At 41.9% G+C, this 18,406-nt stretch carries 11 protein-coding genes and 1 pseudogene; 4 read left to right on the forward strand and 8 right to left on the reverse strand.

Annotated features, from left to right (window positions below):
* Nucleotides 1–1,699: 1,699 nt before the first annotated feature.
* The 8 genes and pseudogenes from FCR06_RS34820 to FCR06_RS19535 all read right to left on the reverse strand — a co-directional run.
* Nucleotides 1,700–3,727: pseudogene (locus FCR06_RS34820) on the reverse strand (DUF4157 domain-containing protein); the annotation flags it as partial.
* A gap of 243 nt (nucleotides 3,728–3,970) precedes the next feature.
* On the reverse strand, nucleotides 3,971–5,677 hold the full coding sequence (locus FCR06_RS19505; RefSeq protein ID WP_138502618.1) for a dipeptide ABC transporter ATP-binding protein: 1,707 nt from the start codon (nucleotides 5,675–5,677) through the stop codon (nucleotides 3,971–3,973).
* A 351-nt stretch (nucleotides 5,678–6,028) separates the two neighbouring features.
* Entirely contained in the window at nucleotides 6,029–7,324 is a 1,296-nt protein-coding gene (locus FCR06_RS19510) for a CO2 hydration protein (protein ID WP_138502619.1), read from the reverse strand.
* A 101-nt stretch (nucleotides 7,325–7,425) separates the two neighbouring features.
* Nucleotides 7,426–8,928, reverse strand: a complete 1,503-nt coding sequence (locus FCR06_RS19515) for an NADH-quinone oxidoreductase subunit M (protein ID WP_138502621.1) — start codon at nucleotides 8,926–8,928, stop codon at nucleotides 7,426–7,428.
* Between the two features lie 122 nt (nucleotides 8,929–9,050).
* Nucleotides 9,051–9,752: a carbonic anhydrase gene (locus FCR06_RS19520; protein ID WP_138502623.1), complete on the reverse strand. Its 702-nt coding sequence runs from the start codon at nucleotides 9,750–9,752 to the stop codon at nucleotides 9,051–9,053.
* 122 nt (nucleotides 9,753–9,874) lie between these two features.
* Nucleotides 9,875–11,743, reverse strand: a complete 1,869-nt coding sequence (locus FCR06_RS19525) for an NAD(P)H-quinone oxidoreductase subunit F (RefSeq protein WP_138502625.1) — start codon at nucleotides 11,741–11,743, stop codon at nucleotides 9,875–9,877.
* Between the two features lie 406 nt (nucleotides 11,744–12,149).
* Nucleotides 12,150–12,335 carry a hypothetical protein gene (locus FCR06_RS19530; protein ID WP_138502627.1) on the reverse strand — a complete coding sequence of 62 codons (186 nt, stop codon included), beginning with the start codon at nucleotides 12,333–12,335 and terminating at the stop codon, nucleotides 12,150–12,152.
* Between the two features lie 77 nt (nucleotides 12,336–12,412).
* A complete protein-coding gene (locus tag FCR06_RS19535; protein WP_223280202.1) occupies nucleotides 12,413–13,390 on the reverse strand; it encodes a fatty acid desaturase in 978 nt (325 codons plus the stop codon).
* Between the two features lie 215 nt (nucleotides 13,391–13,605).
* Between FCR06_RS19535 and FCR06_RS19540 the strand changes: the two genes are divergently transcribed.
* The 4 genes from FCR06_RS19540 (at nucleotide 13,606) to trxA (ending at nucleotide 18,212) form a co-directional block, all read left to right on the forward strand.
* The gene (locus FCR06_RS19540; protein ID WP_138502629.1) at nucleotides 13,606–13,908 is read left to right on the forward strand and encodes a hypothetical protein; all 303 of its coding nucleotides are present in this window, start codon (nucleotides 13,606–13,608) and stop codon (nucleotides 13,906–13,908) included.
* A 378-nt stretch (nucleotides 13,909–14,286) separates the two neighbouring features.
* Nucleotides 14,287–14,502 (forward strand): hypothetical protein, encoded by a 216-nt coding sequence (locus FCR06_RS19545; RefSeq protein WP_138502631.1) that lies wholly within the window; start codon nucleotides 14,287–14,289, stop codon nucleotides 14,500–14,502.
* Between the two features lie 102 nt (nucleotides 14,503–14,604).
* A complete protein-coding gene (locus FCR06_RS19550; RefSeq protein ID WP_138502633.1) occupies nucleotides 14,605–17,475 on the forward strand; it encodes a filamentous hemagglutinin N-terminal domain-containing protein in 2,871 nt (956 codons plus the stop codon).
* Nucleotides 17,476–17,873: 398 nt separating this feature from the next.
* Entirely contained in the window at nucleotides 17,874–18,212 is a 339-nt protein-coding gene (gene trxA / locus FCR06_RS19555; protein ID WP_138502634.1) for a thioredoxin, read from the forward strand.
* Nucleotides 18,213–18,406 lie beyond the last annotated feature (194 nt).

Here is an 18,406-nt window from a genome sequence, read left to right on the forward strand (position 1 = left end):
GTTCAGCAATGCTAGTAATTTTGGCATGATTGAGTAAACTGAGAAGCTCGCCTACATTCGTAATCTTGGCATTATTTAGTAAGTCGAGAAGTTCAGTAATGCTAGTAACTTTGGTATGATTCAGTAAACTGAGAAGCTCACCTACATTTGTAATCTTGGCATTATTTAGTAAGCTGAGAAGTTCAGCAATGTTAGTAACTTTGGTATGATTCAGTAAACTGAGAAGCTCGCCTACATTCGGAATCTTGGTGTGATTTAGCAAGCTGATAATTTCGGTAACATTTGCGATTTTGGTGTGATTCAGTAGGCTGAGAATTTCAGCCGTATTTTCAATCTTGCTATTGTTTAGTAAACTTATAACCTCAGCACCATTGCTAATTTTAGTATGGTTTAATATATTTAAAAGTTCAGTACCATTGGTAATCTTGGCATTATTTAGCAACTCTTCCAATTGACCAAGATTTGTAATTTTCGGATGAGTAACTAAGCTCTGTAATAGAGTTACGTTGTCTGCTATTTTACTATGACTAAGCAGTTGCTCTAACTTAACCACAGTCATTCGGGGAGAACCATCAGCATTACGCAGTAAATTTCTTAAAATGCTTCCTGTCATGCCTGGCTTACTTAGCAGTTGCAAGGCATTATCAACTGTAATTCCTTCAATCCGCAGAATTTCTAATAACGTATCAATATTTTTTTCGGCTCTAATTAGCTCCAAAGCTTTTTCAGAATTCTTAGCAAGCTCAATCAATTGAATGGCTTTATCAACATTCTTGACTTCATCTAAAACTGCTAGACTGGCTTCTATGCTGCCAAAGCGCCGCAGTTGCATAATCCAACGAATTTTTTGCATTGCTCCAGCACCCTCTGTCAATTCAGAGATAGTCCTGAATGCTTTGGCAAACTGAAGAATTTCCAGGACGCTGACAACAATAAGTAAGCCTTCAATTAATGCTTTGCCTAAATGTTTTCCTTTTTCATAGGCACTGATTAAAGGATTAAAAAGCATTGCTATGTGATATACCAGGTGTAGAGCTCCTACTGCAATCCCAACACCCACTAAAATCGGAACTGAGACTTCAGGGAAAGCACAGGCTAGGATAATCAAGACAATTAGTCCAATAACTCCCAAGCTTGCCCAGATATTACCTCTATCTGCCTCAGCGAGCAGTTCCAGTAAACTCCCTGCAAGACTGATTACGCCTGTAATTAAGTTCTCAATCCACTCAAGTATTCCTGCGACGACACCAAGAACGAAATCAGCAATGGCATTGCCTGTTCTCAAATAACTGAAAACATCATCAACTAGCGATCGCTGTATAACTATTTCATCTTTTGTGCGGCGTTGAACGCTATCAATAGCGGTATCGCTTTCTAAGGATTCAGCTTGAGCTGGTAGTTCGTCAACGGATTCTGTCTTGCTTAAAACTTGACCTGCTAGCAATTGTGTCAGCGATTCTTCAGCTACAGAGGTGTCGGCTTGACGATTCTTCTGACGTTGTACATTCTGTGGAAAACCTCCTACTAGAGGCTCAAGCCAATCATTGGAACTAGCTGATGCCTTACTGAGCATTTCTGGTTTGGGAGCTTGCATCGCTCGATCTGCTATTTGCTCGGCTTCTTGCTCAAACGGATCGGAGGGATCGCTAATGGAAACCCCTTCTGCTGTGGGTGTGCCAGCGACGGCTCCATTTCTCTGCTGTACGGTATGCACCACTTCATGGGCAATTAGATGTTGTCCCTCTGTGGAAGTGGGATTGTAGCTACCGGAACTAAAGAAAATATCTTGACCTGTTGTGAAGGCAACTGCATTCACCGATTGAGAAAGTCGATCTGCTTCGCTATCGGTATGGATTCGCACGTTGGCTAAGTCTGCCCCTAAATGCTGCTCCAAATGCTGTTCAACCCCAGCATCCAATTTGCTGCCCTTACCAGATGCCGCATGGATGCCTTGGGCGATCGCCCCCTGTGCAGCTGTCTCGGTGTTATCTTCTTGCCGCTGAATCTGCTGAACCGGTAGGGGTTGCGGCGGCGGACTGCCGATCGCACTGGGAGAAGATGCACCAAAGCCTAGACTAGAGGGCAGTAGTTGTCCGATATCAAGGTGCATTCCCAGCATCAGGTTATTACCACCTGTATTCAGTTCCAGGTGCAACCAGTTGACTCCGGGAACGGGCAGTACTTGTCCGTTGAGTTTATCTAACGCAAATCTTCGAGTCTCTGGATTGGAGAAAACCCCGGTCAGCGCCCCTGCGCCAATTAAAACCGTTGTACTCACGACAGCAACCTGTCCGCCGGCGTTCAGCTGCGACCAGTCTTGAGTAATCCGGTTTTTCGCTTGGGTTCGTAGCGAAATCAGTTCGCTATTAATTGCTGGCACAGCCATAATTGCCCGCACCAAATCCCCTGTAGTCGCATTTTGCGGCGGATGAGGATCTGGACTGGCAGCTGGGGAAGCAGCGGTTGCGGGGGTTGGTTGTCTAAAAATTAGATTCGAGTCGTTGCTATTCTCAGATGGCGATAGAGCCGCATACAGATTGGTTGTTGGGGTTGTATTGTCAGATGAGTTGGGGGGGTTATCTGAAACAGGCAAGCCGCTGAGGTCGATTTGCACCAAAGCAGATTCAATGGTTTCGGGGATTAACTGCTCGTCCAGCTGTTCCACAGCGATCTCCTCTATCTTGGGATTGGAGCTGGAATCCGGCGTTGTTTGATTTGCAGTGTTAGTAGCTGGGGACTGTGGCAAAGCAGGAGTTGGTAGACCGTTGGCAGGAGGCTGTAAATTATCGCTTTGATCTCGTTGGATGAGATCGTTGTGCTGTTCCCAGGCAGCAGATTTGCCAGATAGGCTTTGGGTGAGCGATCGCATGACCACAGCCTCATTTGACTCGGGAGTTTGCATTGGCATCACTTCATCCACAAGCCAATCGGTTTGTCGTTCGTAGAGGTTTGGTGCCTGATTCGCCCTCTGCTTGGCTAGCACTGGCAACATCGAAACCTCGTTTGAATCATCGTCTCGAACTGAAGGATCTTTGAATTGACTGGTTGAGAATTTTGCCTGGGAACGCAATGAAATGCGACTAATATCGTGTTCTAGAGGCTGGTATTTGAAAGCTTCTTGTTCCTGGGACTGCTCCCCAGCAGACTGAGGATCTTGCTGGTTTGATAACTCTTGAGCTGCGATCGAATCTTGAGGTTGCGGCAAAGTAGGAGTCATTTGACCATTGGCATCCCCCTGTTCCCAGGCAGCAGATTTCTCAGATAGGCTTTGGGTGAGCGATCGCATGACCACAGCCTCATTTGACTCGGGAATTTGCATTGGCATCACTTCATCCACAAGCCAATCGGTTTGTTGTTCGTAGAGGTTTGGTGCCTGATTCACCCTCTGCTTGGCTAGCACTGGCAACATCGAAACCTCGTTTGAATCATCGTCTCGAACCGAAGGATCTTTGAATTGACTGGTTGAGAATTTTGCCTGGGAACGCAATGAGATGCGACTAATATCGTGTTCTAGAGGCTGGTATTTGAAAGCTTCTTGTTCCTGGGACTGCTCCCCAGCAGACTGAGGATCTTTCTGGTTTGATAACTCTAAACCAAAACTAGGCGTGGGATTGGCTAATGTTGGGGTTGTGGGTGAGGCCAGCGAAGGATGGGGAACAGTTGATGTGTCGCTCTTTTTAGGGTTTATCTTTGTGCGTTGGCGTAGCCCGTCGTAGACATCGCTCATCCCACTCAACCGCCTGTGCTACAAAATGTTTATAAATTTACAAAATAATATCTACAATACAACTTCTCAAAAGCCTGCCATATTGGACTAAAGTCTAATGTTTGCCCTGAATTTTAACCCACTTAAGCCAAGCAAATCAAACCAATCCTCATTAGTGGTTATGCAAAATTATTTATGTCATTGCCAACAAAGTCAAGCAATGCCAAAACCTTGTGATTGCTTCGTTTCGCTACACTCGTATAGTTAAGCGCGTGCTAATAAGGGAGCAGCAGCTAGTAAGGTTTGGGTATATGGGTGCTGAGGACTGGCAAAAATCTCTCTTGTATTACCGAGTTCAACAATTTTCCCACCGTTCATTACGGCAATGCGATCGCACAAAAATCTAGCTAACCAAAGGTCATGAGTAATAAACAGATAAGTTAACTCAAACTCTTCTTTTAATTGCAACATCAAATCCAAGACTTGTGACTGCACGCTGGCGTCTAACATACTCACAGGTTCATCACAAATTAAAAGTTTCGGGTGAGTAATCAAAGCACGAGCGATCGCTACTCTTTGTTGTTGTCCTCCAGACAAATCTGATGGATAACGCTCATAATACACTTGTGGTGGTGTTAAGCCAACTTTTTCTAACATCGATAAAACTTGTTCTTTTGCCTTCACAGAATCAGCGAGATTGTGAATAAATAAAGGATCAGCGATACTTTGTCCCACTGTCATTGCTGGATTCAGACAAGCATGGGGATCTTGAAAAACCATTTGGATTTGTCGCCGTGAAGACCGAATTTGTTTGCGCGACAGTTTAGTTAAATCCTGTCCTAAAAACTCAACTTTACCAGCCGTGGGACGAATTAGTTGCAAAATTGTCCGTGACAATGTACTTTTACCGCAACCTGATTCCCCAACTAAACCAAGAATTTCTTTTGGATATAGCTCCAGATTAATACCATCTACTGCTTTAATTGTCTGTGGTTGTTTATTAAATAGTCTTTCAATAAAGTTAGGTTCTATAGTGTAATATTGTTTGAGTTCCGTAACACTCAAAATCGGTGATTTCTGATTAATATTCGCTAATTGCTTTTCCTCCCCAGCCACCAGTCCCCATTGCCCCTTATCCCCAAAGGGGACCCCGAGTTCCCCAGTCTCTATTTCATCGACTGATTGAATATGTAAAGCTGCTTTGAGGAGGGATTGGGTGTATTCATGTTGCGGTTGTCTAAATACACTTTCTGTGGAACCCATTTCCACCATCTTACCTTGGTACATAACGCCAATGCGATCGCAATACTCAGCTACCATTGCTAAATCGTGAGAAATCAGCAGCAATCCCATGTTTTCTTGACTGCACAGCCGAGTTAATTCTTGTAATATCTGCGCGGAAACGGTGACATCTAAACTTGTGGTGGGTTCATCTGCAACAATCAACTTCGGGTTGAGAAGTAAAGCTAAAGCGATGGCTACCCGTTGTCGCATTCCGCCGCTAAATTCATGAGGAAACTGATTCCAGCGACTTTCGGGAATGTTTACCTTTGCCAATGTGGCAATTGCTTTTTCTTTGGCTTGTGAGGGTGATAATTGTGGGGAGTGCGCTTGCAGAGTTTCAATACAATGCTTACCAATGGTCATCAGCGGATCGAGGCGTGTCATCGGATCTTGAAAAATTAAAGCGATCGCTTCTCCACGAAATTTCCGCAATTGGTTAGGCGTTAAGTCAAACACTGATTGTTCCTGAAATGTGACTCGTCCCTCAACGCGACTAGAAGCTGGTAGTAAGCGCATTACGGCGCGTCCGATAGTTGACTTCCCACAGCCCGACTCTCCCACCAATCCCATTTTTTCACCTGGCTGCAAGCTGAAAGATACATCATCAACTGCCCAGCTTAGTTCTTCTCCACTTGGTTGAGGATAGGCAACCCGGAGATTTTCGATACAGAATAAGGCTTTACTCATACTTAGTTATCAGCGCTGAGCTAGCAGCTTTGATAGTTTTAAATTTTAGATAGTTTAGCAGATTATTTTTAGAGCTTCGTTGTCTAAACATCTCTAACCAAACATCTCTAATATATTAGCGATCGCTCTTATCGATAACTAATTGTAGGGTGTGTTATGCAGTAAGCTAACGCACCCAGCCCTGTAACTATTGACGAATTGGCAATACTCCGCGTCGTACCTTGGCGCTGACTTTGCCTAACCTTCGGTAAGCCCCTAACGCATCTACCTCTGCGTTTAAAAACACTAGCTCACTACAAAACTTACATAATATATTAAAGCCCCCATGAAAAAGGAGGCTGAAGGAATCATCTATCTATAATCCTGGTTTTGAATATTACGCAGACGTGCAGCATCACGAATGTTGTAGTCAGAACGAGTAAAGCGATTGAGTTGCATTTCAAAGAAATCTCGATTGGCTTGGAGGTGTTCGGGATCGGGGTCATCTAAAGGATGTAAAAGTGCTGTTCGCAAAGCTTGAATTACCGCAGAAGTTACACAGTACATTGACCTTTGAAAACTAATACCTAGCTGAATCAACATATCATTTTCACCACGGCAATGTTTGCTGTAGTAATCAACAAGATAAGGTGGCAGAAAATGCAACATGTCTTGCATTAATAATGTCGGCGGAATGCCAGCCGTACCTACTGGAAATACATCCGCGTAGAGAATCCCGTAGTGAAAATCTTTTTGGTCTTCTGGTACTTGACGCGCTTGAGCATTATAAGATTTTGTGCCGCGAAACGGAGCAGTGCGGTAGAAAACAGCTTCGACATAAGGTAATGCAGCTTCATACAGCCAGACAAAACCCTTGGATTTAGGAACAATTTCGTAGCATTCGCCGCGAATATAAAGATGATGGTAAATCGGGCGATCTGCAACTGCAAATATTCCATTGACAATAAAATTCATTGCCTCTGGAACGCTAGCGATTGTACCTTCATCATAGCGATCGGACATTTCAAAAAATACAGGTGCCATGACTTCCCAGAACAAGCCGAGATTAGCGTAGTAAGACATCTGGCGACATTGTTCTAAAAACATATCTGGAAATAGCTTGTAAAGTCCCAGCATTACCGGGTTGCCTTGGAAGTAAGCTTTAATTGCCCGATCGGCGTTGGCTTTGTATTCTTCAGAATCTAAGTAAGGGTCAAATTTTCCGCCCATACCTCTATGCCACAGCATCGCCCGCATACAAGCTTCGGCAAACTCCATGTTAATGCGATCGTGGAACAAATGATGTAATAACTTTGGCATTTTGAAGGTTTCACCTTTATTAATAAATGCCAAAAGTTCTGGATGCGCTGTGGCTTCGCCGCGCCAAACTCGTAAATCGGCATCATCACCAGCGTAATGATTATGCAGTTCTAAATACTCTTTGGGCAAGAAGTATTTAAAGAAAGGCAACGGATTTAAAAATACATGTTCGGCAATATAAAGCAAGTCACGCCAATAAAAGTCCATCGGTACTGCATAAGCTTTATATAAACCGATGATTTGCATTAAATTTTCTGGGGTATCCGGCAACATCGCACCGCCAGCTTCTAAGCGATGAATGACTTCGGCAAATTCATGTTTGGAAGGAGGTAATTGAATTGCTGTCATGTTAATCGATAGTTGGTGTAATTAATTGTTGACGTGTTTTTAAAGCATGAAAAATGCTTAAAACATCTGTTATTTGTCAGTTGTTTTCTAATAGCCACTGACTACTGATTATTGACTACTTGAGAGATTACGGTTTTTTCAGCTGGGAGAATTGTGGCTACCATTGCTGTAGTTGTCTGTTCACTCCAACGCACTAACCAAGTGGGTTGTATTCCCAAAAAGATGATAAAAACTGCCAAGATTAAAGCTGGTATTTTCTCAGACCATAAAACTTTTGGATAATAAGCTAAGTTATTATCGAGTTTGCCAAAACAGGTGCGGTTGAGGAGGATAACAAAATAGACTGCGGTTAAGCCAGACGCAACAACACACAACAGTGTGGGGATGGGAAAGACAGAGAAACTACCTTGGAAAACGATAAATTCAGCGATGAATCCTGTCAAACCGGGAATACCGGCGCTAGCCATGCCGCTTAAAACTAGTAAAGCGCTAATTAAGGGTAAACCACGTATGGGACTCATTAAGCCGTTGAGTTTATCTAACTCGCGCGTCCCGACTTTGGCTTCTACAACTCCAACCAAGTGGAAAAGAATTGCCAGGATCAGACCGTGGCTAAACATTTGGGCGACAGCACCGACAAGTGCTAGAGAAGTACTGGCAGCACTAGCTAGCAAGACATAGCCCATATGACCAATGGAACTGTATGCTACCATGCGCTTGATATCTTTTTGAGCGATCGCAACTACTGCCCCATAGATAGCGCTAACTGCCCCCCAAATTGCCAAAGTTGGTGCGATAATGCTCCAAGTTTCGGGAAACATGCCCATCCCAAATCGTAACAGTCCGTAAGTTCCCAGCTTGGCTAACACCCCACCTAAAAGAATGGCAATTGGTGCTGAAGCTTCAACATAAGCATCCGGTAACCAAGTATGGAAGGGAACTAAAGGAATTTTAATTCCAAAACCTAACACTATCCCCGTTAGTAAGAGGATTTGCATTCCTGTTGATAGGGTTTGCGTAGAGACTGCATCACAAGCAAAACTAGTAGAACCAGTCAGCCACACCATACCCAAGAAGGTTGCTAAAATTAATGCCCCTGAAACAGCGGTATAAATTAGAAACTTGATCCCAGCATAAGCCCGTTTTTGTCCTCCCCAAATAGAAATCAATAAATAGAAGGGAATTAATTCTAGTTCATAGAACAAAAAGAATAACAACAAATTCTCTGCTAAAAATGCACCCGCCACCCCGCCACTCACTAGTAAAATCATTGAGTAGAACAGGCGAGGACGTTCGGTTTGTTGACTACTGCTGTAAATAGCAATCCAGGTGAGTAGGCTATTTAATATCAGCATCAAAATTGATAGCCCATCAACTCCTAATTGATAGCTTAAACCTAGAGTTTCATTCCAAGGAAGATATTCTTGAAATTGCATTCCTGGATTTTTGATATCGAATTTCCACAGAATAAATAAATTCCAGAATAAGACGATTCCAGAAAAGTATAATGCTCCTAAACGAATCCTGTTTGCTGGAAGACTTTTAGGTAGTAAAGCTATGATAGCCGCCGCACAAATTGGTAGTAAAACTAAAACACTTAACATGGGCTTTAAAGTTTAGTAAAAGTTAATTGTTAACTAGCGACTGTTGACTGTTACTGGCAACAGTCAACTTGGCTAAATGTGCAATTTATTTTGACCTAATAGCTGATTGGACAAAAACTGAATTAACTAACTAGGCTAATTTTGCCATTATCTAAATCGTAATAGCCACCAACTATTTTTAGTTTTTCACTTTTGATTAATTCAGATAAGACTGTTGAAGATTTAAGTTTAGCAACTTGCGCCAAAATATTTGCTTTACAGACATTCTCTGTTTTATCTCCTGATTGTTCTTTGGAACTTTCCACACTTGGTCTAATTGCTTCTATCAAGCTTCCAATTTGTCCAGGTACAGGACTACCTTTGATCGCAGCTTGTACTGCACCACATCTTTTATGCCCTACTACCATAATTATTTTTGAACCTAATATTAAGCTACCAAATTCTAGGCTACCAATTTCTTCTGATGTAGCTACATTCCCAGCTATCCGGCAAACAAATAAATCTCCTAGGCCTTGGTCAAAAATAATCTCCGAAGGAACTCGTGAATCTGCACAACCGAGAATAGAAGCAAATGGCTTTTGACCTTTGGCGACTTCGTGTAAACGTGTAAGGTTTTGGTGGGGATTTTTGCGCTTTGTTTTCACAAAGCGGTCGTTACCATCCATTAATTCTTGTAGCGCCTTATCAGGGGTAAGCTCATCTTTTTCTGGAGTTTCTTGAGCTATAACTAAGTTGGAACCAACTCCTACTGTGACGACTCCTGTAGCGATCGCACCTGCACTGTATTTGAGTAAATTTCTTCTGGAAAGATTGTTTGTAGTCATGAATTTTTTCTCACTGGATTAAGAAACTAAAGATTTAAAAAGAATTCCGGAGTCAGAATTCAGTATGATTTTTTGCAGTTTTTCAGATGAATATCCAGGATTTTACCCATTAATTCTGGATATTACATTTTTAAAAACATCAGATTTAAGAACAGATTTCCCCAGTATCGCCAACTCAGAAATGCTCCTAATATGCCTACTCCTAAGAGGACTGTGAAGGCATAAAACTGCGTTTGTCCAGTAGTGCTGTACTTGAGACTTTCACCACCCAACAGCGAAAACAAACCAACCATATTTACGATGCCATCGACTACAAAACGGTCAATCATATCGACAAGTTTTGAAAGTTGGGCAACGCCGAAAATAATAGTCATCCGATAAAGTTTCGGTGTGTAAAAATCGTATGCCACCAAATCTTGTAACCCTTTCCAAGGTAAGCGAATTGGTTTTGGAACATTGCTTAAATAAATCACACCAGTGACACTACAACCGAAAAGAGTTGACCAAATTAACAGTAGTGCGACATCTTTATTAAGGATTGCCCAACTGGGTAACAGTGATAAGCTTTGCAACACTAAGGGAAGATGCAGAGTAAAGCCAAGTAAAACCATCATTGGTAAAACCATCGGCCAGTGAACTTCAGGCGATCGCTCGCTCATCTGTTTAGCTTTACCGCCAAAAAGTAAACCGAATTCTCTGGTTAAACTCACGGCTGTTAAAGTATTGACAGTTATCACTACTCCCACTAACCAAGGGTGAGTTCCCCACAGTCCATCTGCTAGTTCCAGCATCGCCCAAAAGCCGCCGAGGGGAGGAAAACCAATTAATCCCAAACTTCCCACGATAAAGGCTAGTGCGGAAATCGGGCGACGTCTCCACAATCCGCCTAACTGAGTTACATCTTGGGTGATGCTATTCCAAATAATTCCGCCGGTACTCATTACCAACAAAGCTGCGGCGATCGCATTGGAGAGTACCAACAACAGTGCGGCTTCGTCTTGCTGCACTCCCACAGCGATGAACACCAAACCCATGTAGGCACTTACAGAATAAGATTGGCAGCGTTTGAGGTCGATTTGGGCGATCGCTATTAAAGAAGCACCCACGGCTGTGACTGCACCAATCGCCACCATTGCTGAGGAAATTATCGGCGAGAGGGTTAACACAGGTTGGAGTTTAATCAACACCCATGCACCACTAGCAACTACCACCGAGTTCCGCAAAATTGTACTCGGAACAGGGCCTTCCATTGCCTCATCTAACCACAGGTGCAAGGGGAACTGGGCGCATTTGCCCATCGGCCCGGCAATTAATGCTAAACCGACAAGCGTTATCACTATGGGGTTGACGTTTGCAGTAGTCGCCCACTCTGCCAATTCTGTATAATTCCAAGTCCCAGCTAGGGTCCATAATGCTAACACCCCCATTAGCAAGAATAAGTCTCCCACCCGCTTGGTTAGAAAAGCATCCCTGGCACCCGTGACTACCAATGGCTGACTAAACCATAATCCCACTAGTAGATAGGTTCCCAAAGTCAGGACTTCCAGAATTACATAGCTGAAGAACAGGTTATTACATAGTGCCAAGGCACACAATCCCGCTTCAAATAATCCCAATAAAGAATAGAAGCGTCCCCAACCCCAGTCCATTTCCATGTAACCTATGGCATAAATCTGCGCTAGCAAATTCAAGCCAGTGACAACAGCGATCGCACCCACACTTACTGAGGAAATTTCTAAGGTGATCGTTAGGTTTAAACCTGCTGTAGATAGCCAAGGTATAAATACTTGTTGAGACGGCTGATTCCAAGTTGCTTGTAATGCCAACGCAGCATGAACAAATGCCAAAAATGTCATGATTAAATTGACATAACCTGCCGGTCTTGGCCCCGTTTTAGAAATTAAACCCGGCGACCAAGGCACGGCTAACAACCCACCTACCAAGGCATAGCAAGGAACTAGCCAAACAGTCTCCAAGAGAAACTGAGCCATTAACTTACCTCTATGTTTTCATCAAAAACTTGCAATTTTAAATCAACTAGCGTTGATCCCGGTTGATCCCGCTATTGAAAATATTGCAAATTTATCTTTTTTTAATTTTCTTAAAAAACAGCTTACCTTTATATTTGCCAAAAGTGAATTACTATATCTAAATAAATCTGAGATGCTTACTCTAAATAATTCTTATATAACGTAACTATTCAATTAGTAAATTATAACTATTAATGTTTATCTATGAACGATGTATTGGCGCAATCAATAGTAACCATTGATTTTCTCGGTTAATTATATAGCGCTTTTCATCTAAGTTAAATAGATTACAGAGTTTTCACGGCAATCCGCTATAAATGACAAGAGACGCCATCGATGGCATCTCTGAAAGTCGGTTAAATGCAATCTAGATTTGGGTAGTTTTGTCAACCTGCCAGTGATAGATAGCGATTGTGGGTGCTGAATTTAGTTGATTAATGGGGGCGGGTTGCATATCGCGGTAGTCCAGCAGTTGGACGAGGATGAGGTAGGCGATCGCTAAGATAATAGAAATCGCACCTGTAATAATCGCAACTATTTTCGAGCGGTTCATAAATCTTTCCTTTAAACTGTCATTATCTGTAGGCTAACTTAGTGCAATACATCACATCTGGTACAAAAGTAAACAACTCAGAAATTTTGCGATGATGGCGATCGCTCAAATTCACCGACAATATCCCAGTTAACTTTTATGTATCCTGGTTCAATGTGGGTAAAGTGTGAATTCAACTGTTGATGAGCTGTGGGTAGAGCGTGAAATGGAATTGATGGGTACAAATGATGCTCTGCATGAAATGGCATATTCCACATCAAAAATTGTAGAGGAAAGAATGTCAGGGTTGTACGGGTATTCGTCAACAGATTAGCATCAAGAGTACAACCTGTATGTTCTGCCAGCAGAATAAAACGCAGAATTGGTTGACCGATAAACAAAGGTAGCAGCCAATAAACCAAAAACCAAGGCTGACCCACTATTATGGAAACAGCGATCGCCCCTGCATAAACAGCTAATTGCCAACGAGTCGAGCGAATAACTTCAGCTCGTGCTGTTTGCGGCACAAATGGGCAATCATCAAGTTGACCAAATGCAGCCCGAAAATGTCCACCAATCTTGCCTAACCACCAAGGTAAACCACTAATAATTAGCAAGTATTTACCTAAATTGCTAGGTTCAAGGTCGGTCAGTTCTGGATCTTTGTCAGGAACACGAGTATAGCGGTGATGCCAGTTGTGGTAGTAGAGATAAAACGTGCTGTTATAAAATGAAAGCAAACCTGCACACCAAGCCACAATATCGTTCAAACGATTATTAGCAAAAGCAGTTCTGTGAATGCATTCATGCATAGGTGCGAACATCGAAGCCAGACAAAAGCCGTAGATTGCCAGTGCCGGCATTGCTAACAACCAATTACCAAAATTCATTACCCACACGTAACCACTGCATCCCATAACAGTCAGATGTCCAGCCAATTGAACCAACCCCTTCCAGTTATAGCGATGATTCAAAACACTTAATTCTTGCATAGCGAGAATTTGGCGGGGTTTGTGCTGCTTGTCGGCTTCCTTTTCTAATAATTCAGGTTGAATAATCGCATCATTAAACATCATTTCAAACTCCACATAGATAGATATAACGATTAAACTCTGTGTTTACACCGTACTTGAGAACCAGAGAGGTCAAATTCCAGCTATCGAACTCCTGCAAATAAATTAACCCATTTGTAGGAGGTAATGACCAAGACAATCAGTGTAGTTTACGTATTGTCAGACCAAAACAAGATGGTTTGAAGCAAAGCAGAATTCACATAAGAGATATATTAACTATGTTCAAACCAAGATTCACTCGCTGTATAACAATAAAATTGTTAGTATTTTCAACAGCTTTTTTCCTAGTTTGGGAAAGTTCTGCTAACGCTCAACGAACTTTTCCTAGTTTGACTCCAGCACAAGCTCAACATTTATCTCGTGATTTGGTTCCATCTAGCTCTGAAGAATTTTTTAGGCAAGAAAAAAATTCTTTTGAGAGAGAAATTCAACTTCTCAAAAAAAGACAACTTTCTCCAAATAAACCTATTCTCAAGAATAATTTGATAGAAGTTCTCAAGAAACCATCTACTCAAGAGTAACCTTTAGGAAATAAGTTCTAAATAAAAAATATTCCATAGCACAAGCAGACAAGGCAAAGTAAATATAATGCGATCGCACCAGTTCTAAAAAAAGAGTGATCGCCGAAAATTCAATTAGTAAGTAGTTAAGCAAAATTAAATACACGCCGAATCGGGCAAGAGCCAACTAGGGAATAAATAATCAACAAAAAATAACATTAAGTTGTATAAAAATTTACTTATTTTTTATGACTTAATTCTTTTTTTGTGCATCCGGACTAGCCAATTATTGAGCAAATTTAAAAGATAATATAAAGTTTTATTGCATAACACGTAATTCCTACAAGTAGAACTGAAGCATTAATTGACAGTACAGTTTTTAACTTGAGGGAATAAGTTATGAATGAAAGCATTGAGCCTAATGTTACTACTAACTCAGAACAATCTTATTTACAAGAAGAGAACACAGAATCTAATGAAAGCCAAACAATAGATACTGAACTCAACGATCCACAAAATTCTCTTGTGCAGAAAGGCAAACCAGTACTACTTGCTGACGGAACAATAAATCCTCCGCCTCCTAAACCAGAGATTATTTCTGAAAGAATTGCGTAGTTTTGGGCATTGCTTTTGCTAATCACCAAAACAAGACTATTACTGATTTTCCACTTTTCCAATATTTCATCTTCAAGTTGACTCTAAATTTTTTCCAAATTTATGAAACAACGCTTTTATATGTTGTCGGGTGCTTGTGGTATCTCTTTGTATTTGATAGCTGCGACCAGTAGTGTCCAAGCTCAATCTATCCAGATAGATGGAACTACCCCAACCACACCAGGTACATGCATTGGAAGTTGTAATATTGGGGGTGGAATTCAGCGTGGTAGCAATCTTTTTCACAGTTTTTCTGAATTTAATGTTGATCGAGGAGCAACAGTTTTGTTCCTCGATCCGGGAGTCACGAATATTTTGACTCGGGTAACAGGAAATCAACGCTCCAACATTTTTGGGACACTAGGTGTATCAGGGGGTAATGCCAACCTATTTTTAATAAATCCGAATGGGATTATCTTTGGGCCAAATGCCAAGCTAGATGTTGGGGGGTCATTTGTAGGGACTACAGCTAATGCTATTCAATTTGGCAATCAGGGTTTTTTTAGGGCTTCTGCTTCTGAAGTTCCATTACTGACAGTCAATCCTTCAGCTTTGTTCTATCAAAATCCCAACGGAATAATCCAGAACAATTCAATTGCATCAGCAGGATTAGATTCAACAGGCTTACCTGTATCAGGGCTTAGAGTTCCTGATGGACGGAGTTTGTTACTAGTTGGTGGACAAGTGAACTTAGACGCAGGAAAATTAAATGCTTTTGGCGGTCGAGTCGAATTGGGAGGATTAGCTGAATCTGGAGTAATCGGGTTAGATATTGATAACAACAACTTACGCTTAAGTTTTCCTGAAACTACTGCATTAGCAGATGTATTACTAACCAATGGAGCTAGAGTTGATGTTACTGCTAATGGTGACGGTAATATCACAATCAATGCAGGAAATATAGGCATTTCGGGAAATGATACTAGGCTTCTTGGCGGTATCAGGACAAAAGGTGGGGGTCAAGCTGGAGATATTACACTCAATGCCAGAGGAGCATTAACGGTTAACGGTAGTAGAGTACTCAATAGAGTGCGGCCTGGAGCAGAAGGCAATAGTGGCAACATCAATATTAAGGCTGGATCGCTTGCCTTAAGTAACGGTGGTCAAGTGCAGGGTGTGACTTTTGGTAAAGGAAATGCTGGAAACGTGAACATTGATGTCCGTAATGGCACTGTTACAGTTGTTGGTGAGGATTCTCGTTTAGATAGCAGTGTGGGAGAAACAGGAATAGGTAACGGTAACAATGTCAACATCACAGCCAAGGAACTTGATATCAAAGATGGGGGTTTTGTAACTACGGGAACCTTTGGACAGGGAAATGCTGGAAACATATTGATAGAGGTTTCGGATCTTGTCTCTCTCGAATCAACAAAAAACAGTGGAATTTTTAGCAATGTGTCAGATGGAGCAGTCGGTGATGGTGGTGAAATTAATGTTACGACGCGATCGCTCTCCTTAAGTGGTGGAACTCAAATAGCTGCTTCCGTTATTGGTGAAACACAAAACCCCGATGGATCGAAAACTCCCGGAGGTCGGGGAAATGCTGGAAATATCACAATCAATGCTTCTGATTCTGTGACTATTTCAGGTACTAGTTCTCAAACGGGTTTTTCTAGTGGCTTATTTGCGGCTACAGAAACAGGTGCAGAAGGTCGAGCAGGCAATATTACCATTAATACGGCAGCCTTTAGCATTGCAAACGGTGGTGCTGTGAATACTCAAACTCTCAATCAGAGCGATGCAGGTAACATCATCATTAACGCGACTAACTTTGAAGCTACTAATGGTGGACAAATTATCACCACTACCGGCAGTTCTGGAAATGCAGGCAATATTACCATCAAAGCTACTGATAGCATTACACTTTCTGGAAGCGACCCCACCTTTGCTCAGCGAAAGGCCAAATTTAATAATGATAAAATAGTCCAAAATGAAGAACCTGGTGCTAGTGGGTTATTTGCCAGTACCCGCCCTGACTCTACAGGGTTAGGAGGGAATATAACAATTGAAACTGGACAATTCAATGTCCAAGATTCAGCTCAAGTCAGCGTTAGTAGTCAAGGAAAAGGGGATGCAGGCAATATTGATATAAATGCACACAGCCTCAGTCTCAACAACCAAGGAAAAATCACCTCAGAAACTCAATCAGGTAAGGGTGGAAATATTACCCTCAAAGTGCGGGACTTATTACTGATACGTCGCAATAGTCAAATATCCACTAATGCAGGTAAGGCAGGATCCGGGGGCGATGGAGGTGATATCGAGATTAATGCACCTAATGGTTTTATTATTGCCGCTCCTTTAGAAAATAATGATATTACTGCCAATGCCTTCTTTGGAAGTGGTGGTAAGGTTGTAATCACCACTAAGGGCATCTTTGGATTTGTGCCTCATACTGGTGCAGACATAGATGACTCCAATCCAAATGACGTCCCAACTAATGACATTACAGCATTTTCTCAAAAAGACCCTTCATTAAATGGCACAGTACAAATCAACTCGCCAGATGTTGACCCCAGCAAAGGATTAGTTGAACTACCAGTAAATGTAATTAATGCCTCAGGGCAAATTGTTGGTGAATGTAATGCGAGTGGAAAATCCAGCAGGAATTCATTTACAATCACCGGACGTGGCGGAGTACCATCCAATCCTGTAGAATCATTGACAGCTGAGCCGGTGTTAGTAGATTGGATAGCCTTAGAACCAAAGGCAAAAAATACTATTGGTGGTGTCCAAAATAGAGTAGTTATTTCAAAACAGAGAAATAGAGAACATTTTTTAGAGAAAGTCAATTCTGTAGAGCAACCTACTGAAATTGTGGAAGCCCAAGGCTGGGTAGTGGATGCCAACGGTAATGTGGTTCTAGTTGCTCAAAGACCGACTGGAACACCTCATAACTTAGCCCTTGTATCTGGTTCTTGTGTTGTGAAATAAATGTGAGTTCGATAGGTCATAATTATATTCGTCTAATTAGTCGAATCAAAATACCTCTGCCTGAGGTTAAGTTTGGCGTTGGTTTTTCCAGATGATGTAAAAAGTCGGCAAGAGTGGGGGTAGGAATGATACTCCTGCGGTAAGTAGGTCAGTGTGAATATTTATCGTTGGAATGAGGCAGTTCGCGTAGCGTGTCGAAGAAAAGGCAGTTGTTGCAGGAGGCAGAAGCCAAGAGGGTTTGAGTCTATTTAATTTGTATTAACATAGTTTGGTTTTTCCACATCGTTCTACTTAATTTGCCAATCTACGAAATTAGTGAACCCAATATACATAACAAAGTATAGTTTGTATAGTCAGCTTTGTAATAAAATTTTAGTTTTAGATTGGAGACTTAAAAGATGTCTAGTGATACTCACATAGTTGCTTACGTTCAAGAAGGCGAATTTGATGTTGTTTTAAATGGAAGTGAAGAGCAAGTTGTTGTTGTTGACTTTACTGCTAGTTGGTGTGGTCCCTGTCGCCTGATTGCTCCGTTAATGGAGCAACTCGCCGAGGAATACAAAGGTCGTGCTAAAGTTGTTAAGGTAGACGTTGACAGCAACAAACCAATCTTCAAACAATTTGGTCTTCGCAGCATTCCAGCAGTTTTATTTTTCAAAGATGGTGTTTTAGCAGAGACTATCGTAGGAGTTTCTCCCTATGAGCAGTTCACCAATGCTGTTGACAAGCTTCTTTAGTTAATTCGTAATTCGTAATGACGCTCGTTCCGACGCTCCTCCGTCGCTAACGCTTCGCTATCGCTAACGCTGCGAAGACAGTAATTCGTAATTAAAGGGGGTTTGATTGCTCTGAGGTCATTCAGCTTACTATAAATTATGCTCAGTAGTCTGCTCAGAGCAAGTAGATAATACTGATAGCACTCTCGATCCCG

The organism is Nostoc sp. PA-18-2419, assembly GCF_005869855.1.
In the GTDB taxonomy this organism is placed as follows: Bacteria; Cyanobacteriota; Cyanobacteriia; order Cyanobacteriales; family Nostocaceae; genus Nostoc.

Bases quoted from the DNA above. Each gene is read 5' to 3' on its own strand.
- FCR06_RS19505 (WP_138502618.1), bottom strand. From the start codon at position 5,677: ATGAGTAAAGCCTTATTCTGTATCGAAAATCTCCGGGTTGCCTATCCT.
- FCR06_RS19510 (WP_138502619.1), bottom strand. From the start codon at position 7,324: ATGACAGCAATTCAATTACCTCCTTCCAAACATGAATTTGCCGAAGTC.
- FCR06_RS19515 (WP_138502621.1), bottom strand. From the start codon at position 8,928: ATGTTAAGTGTTTTAGTTTTACTACCAATTTGTGCGGCGGCTATCATA.
- FCR06_RS19520 (WP_138502623.1), bottom strand. From the start codon at position 9,752: ATGACTACAAACAATCTTTCCAGAAGAAATTTACTCAAATACAGTGCA.
- FCR06_RS19525 (WP_138502625.1), bottom strand. From the start codon at position 11,743: ATGGCTCAGTTTCTCTTGGAGACTGTTTGGCTAGTTCCTTGCTATGCC.
- FCR06_RS19530 (WP_138502627.1), bottom strand. From the start codon at position 12,335: ATGAACCGCTCGAAAATAGTTGCGATTATTACAGGTGCGATTTCTATT.
- FCR06_RS19535 (WP_223280202.1), bottom strand. From the start codon at position 13,390: ATGATGTTTAATGATGCGATTATTCAACCTGAATTATTAGAAAAGGAA.
- FCR06_RS19540 (WP_138502629.1), top strand. From the start codon at position 13,606: ATGTTCAAACCAAGATTCACTCGCTGTATAACAATAAAATTGTTAGTA.
- FCR06_RS19545 (WP_138502631.1), top strand. From the start codon at position 14,287: ATGAATGAAAGCATTGAGCCTAATGTTACTACTAACTCAGAACAATCT.
- FCR06_RS19550 (WP_138502633.1), top strand. From the start codon at position 14,605: ATGAAACAACGCTTTTATATGTTGTCGGGTGCTTGTGGTATCTCTTTG.
- trxA (WP_138502634.1), top strand. From the start codon at position 17,874: ATGTCTAGTGATACTCACATAGTTGCTTACGTTCAAGAAGGCGAATTT.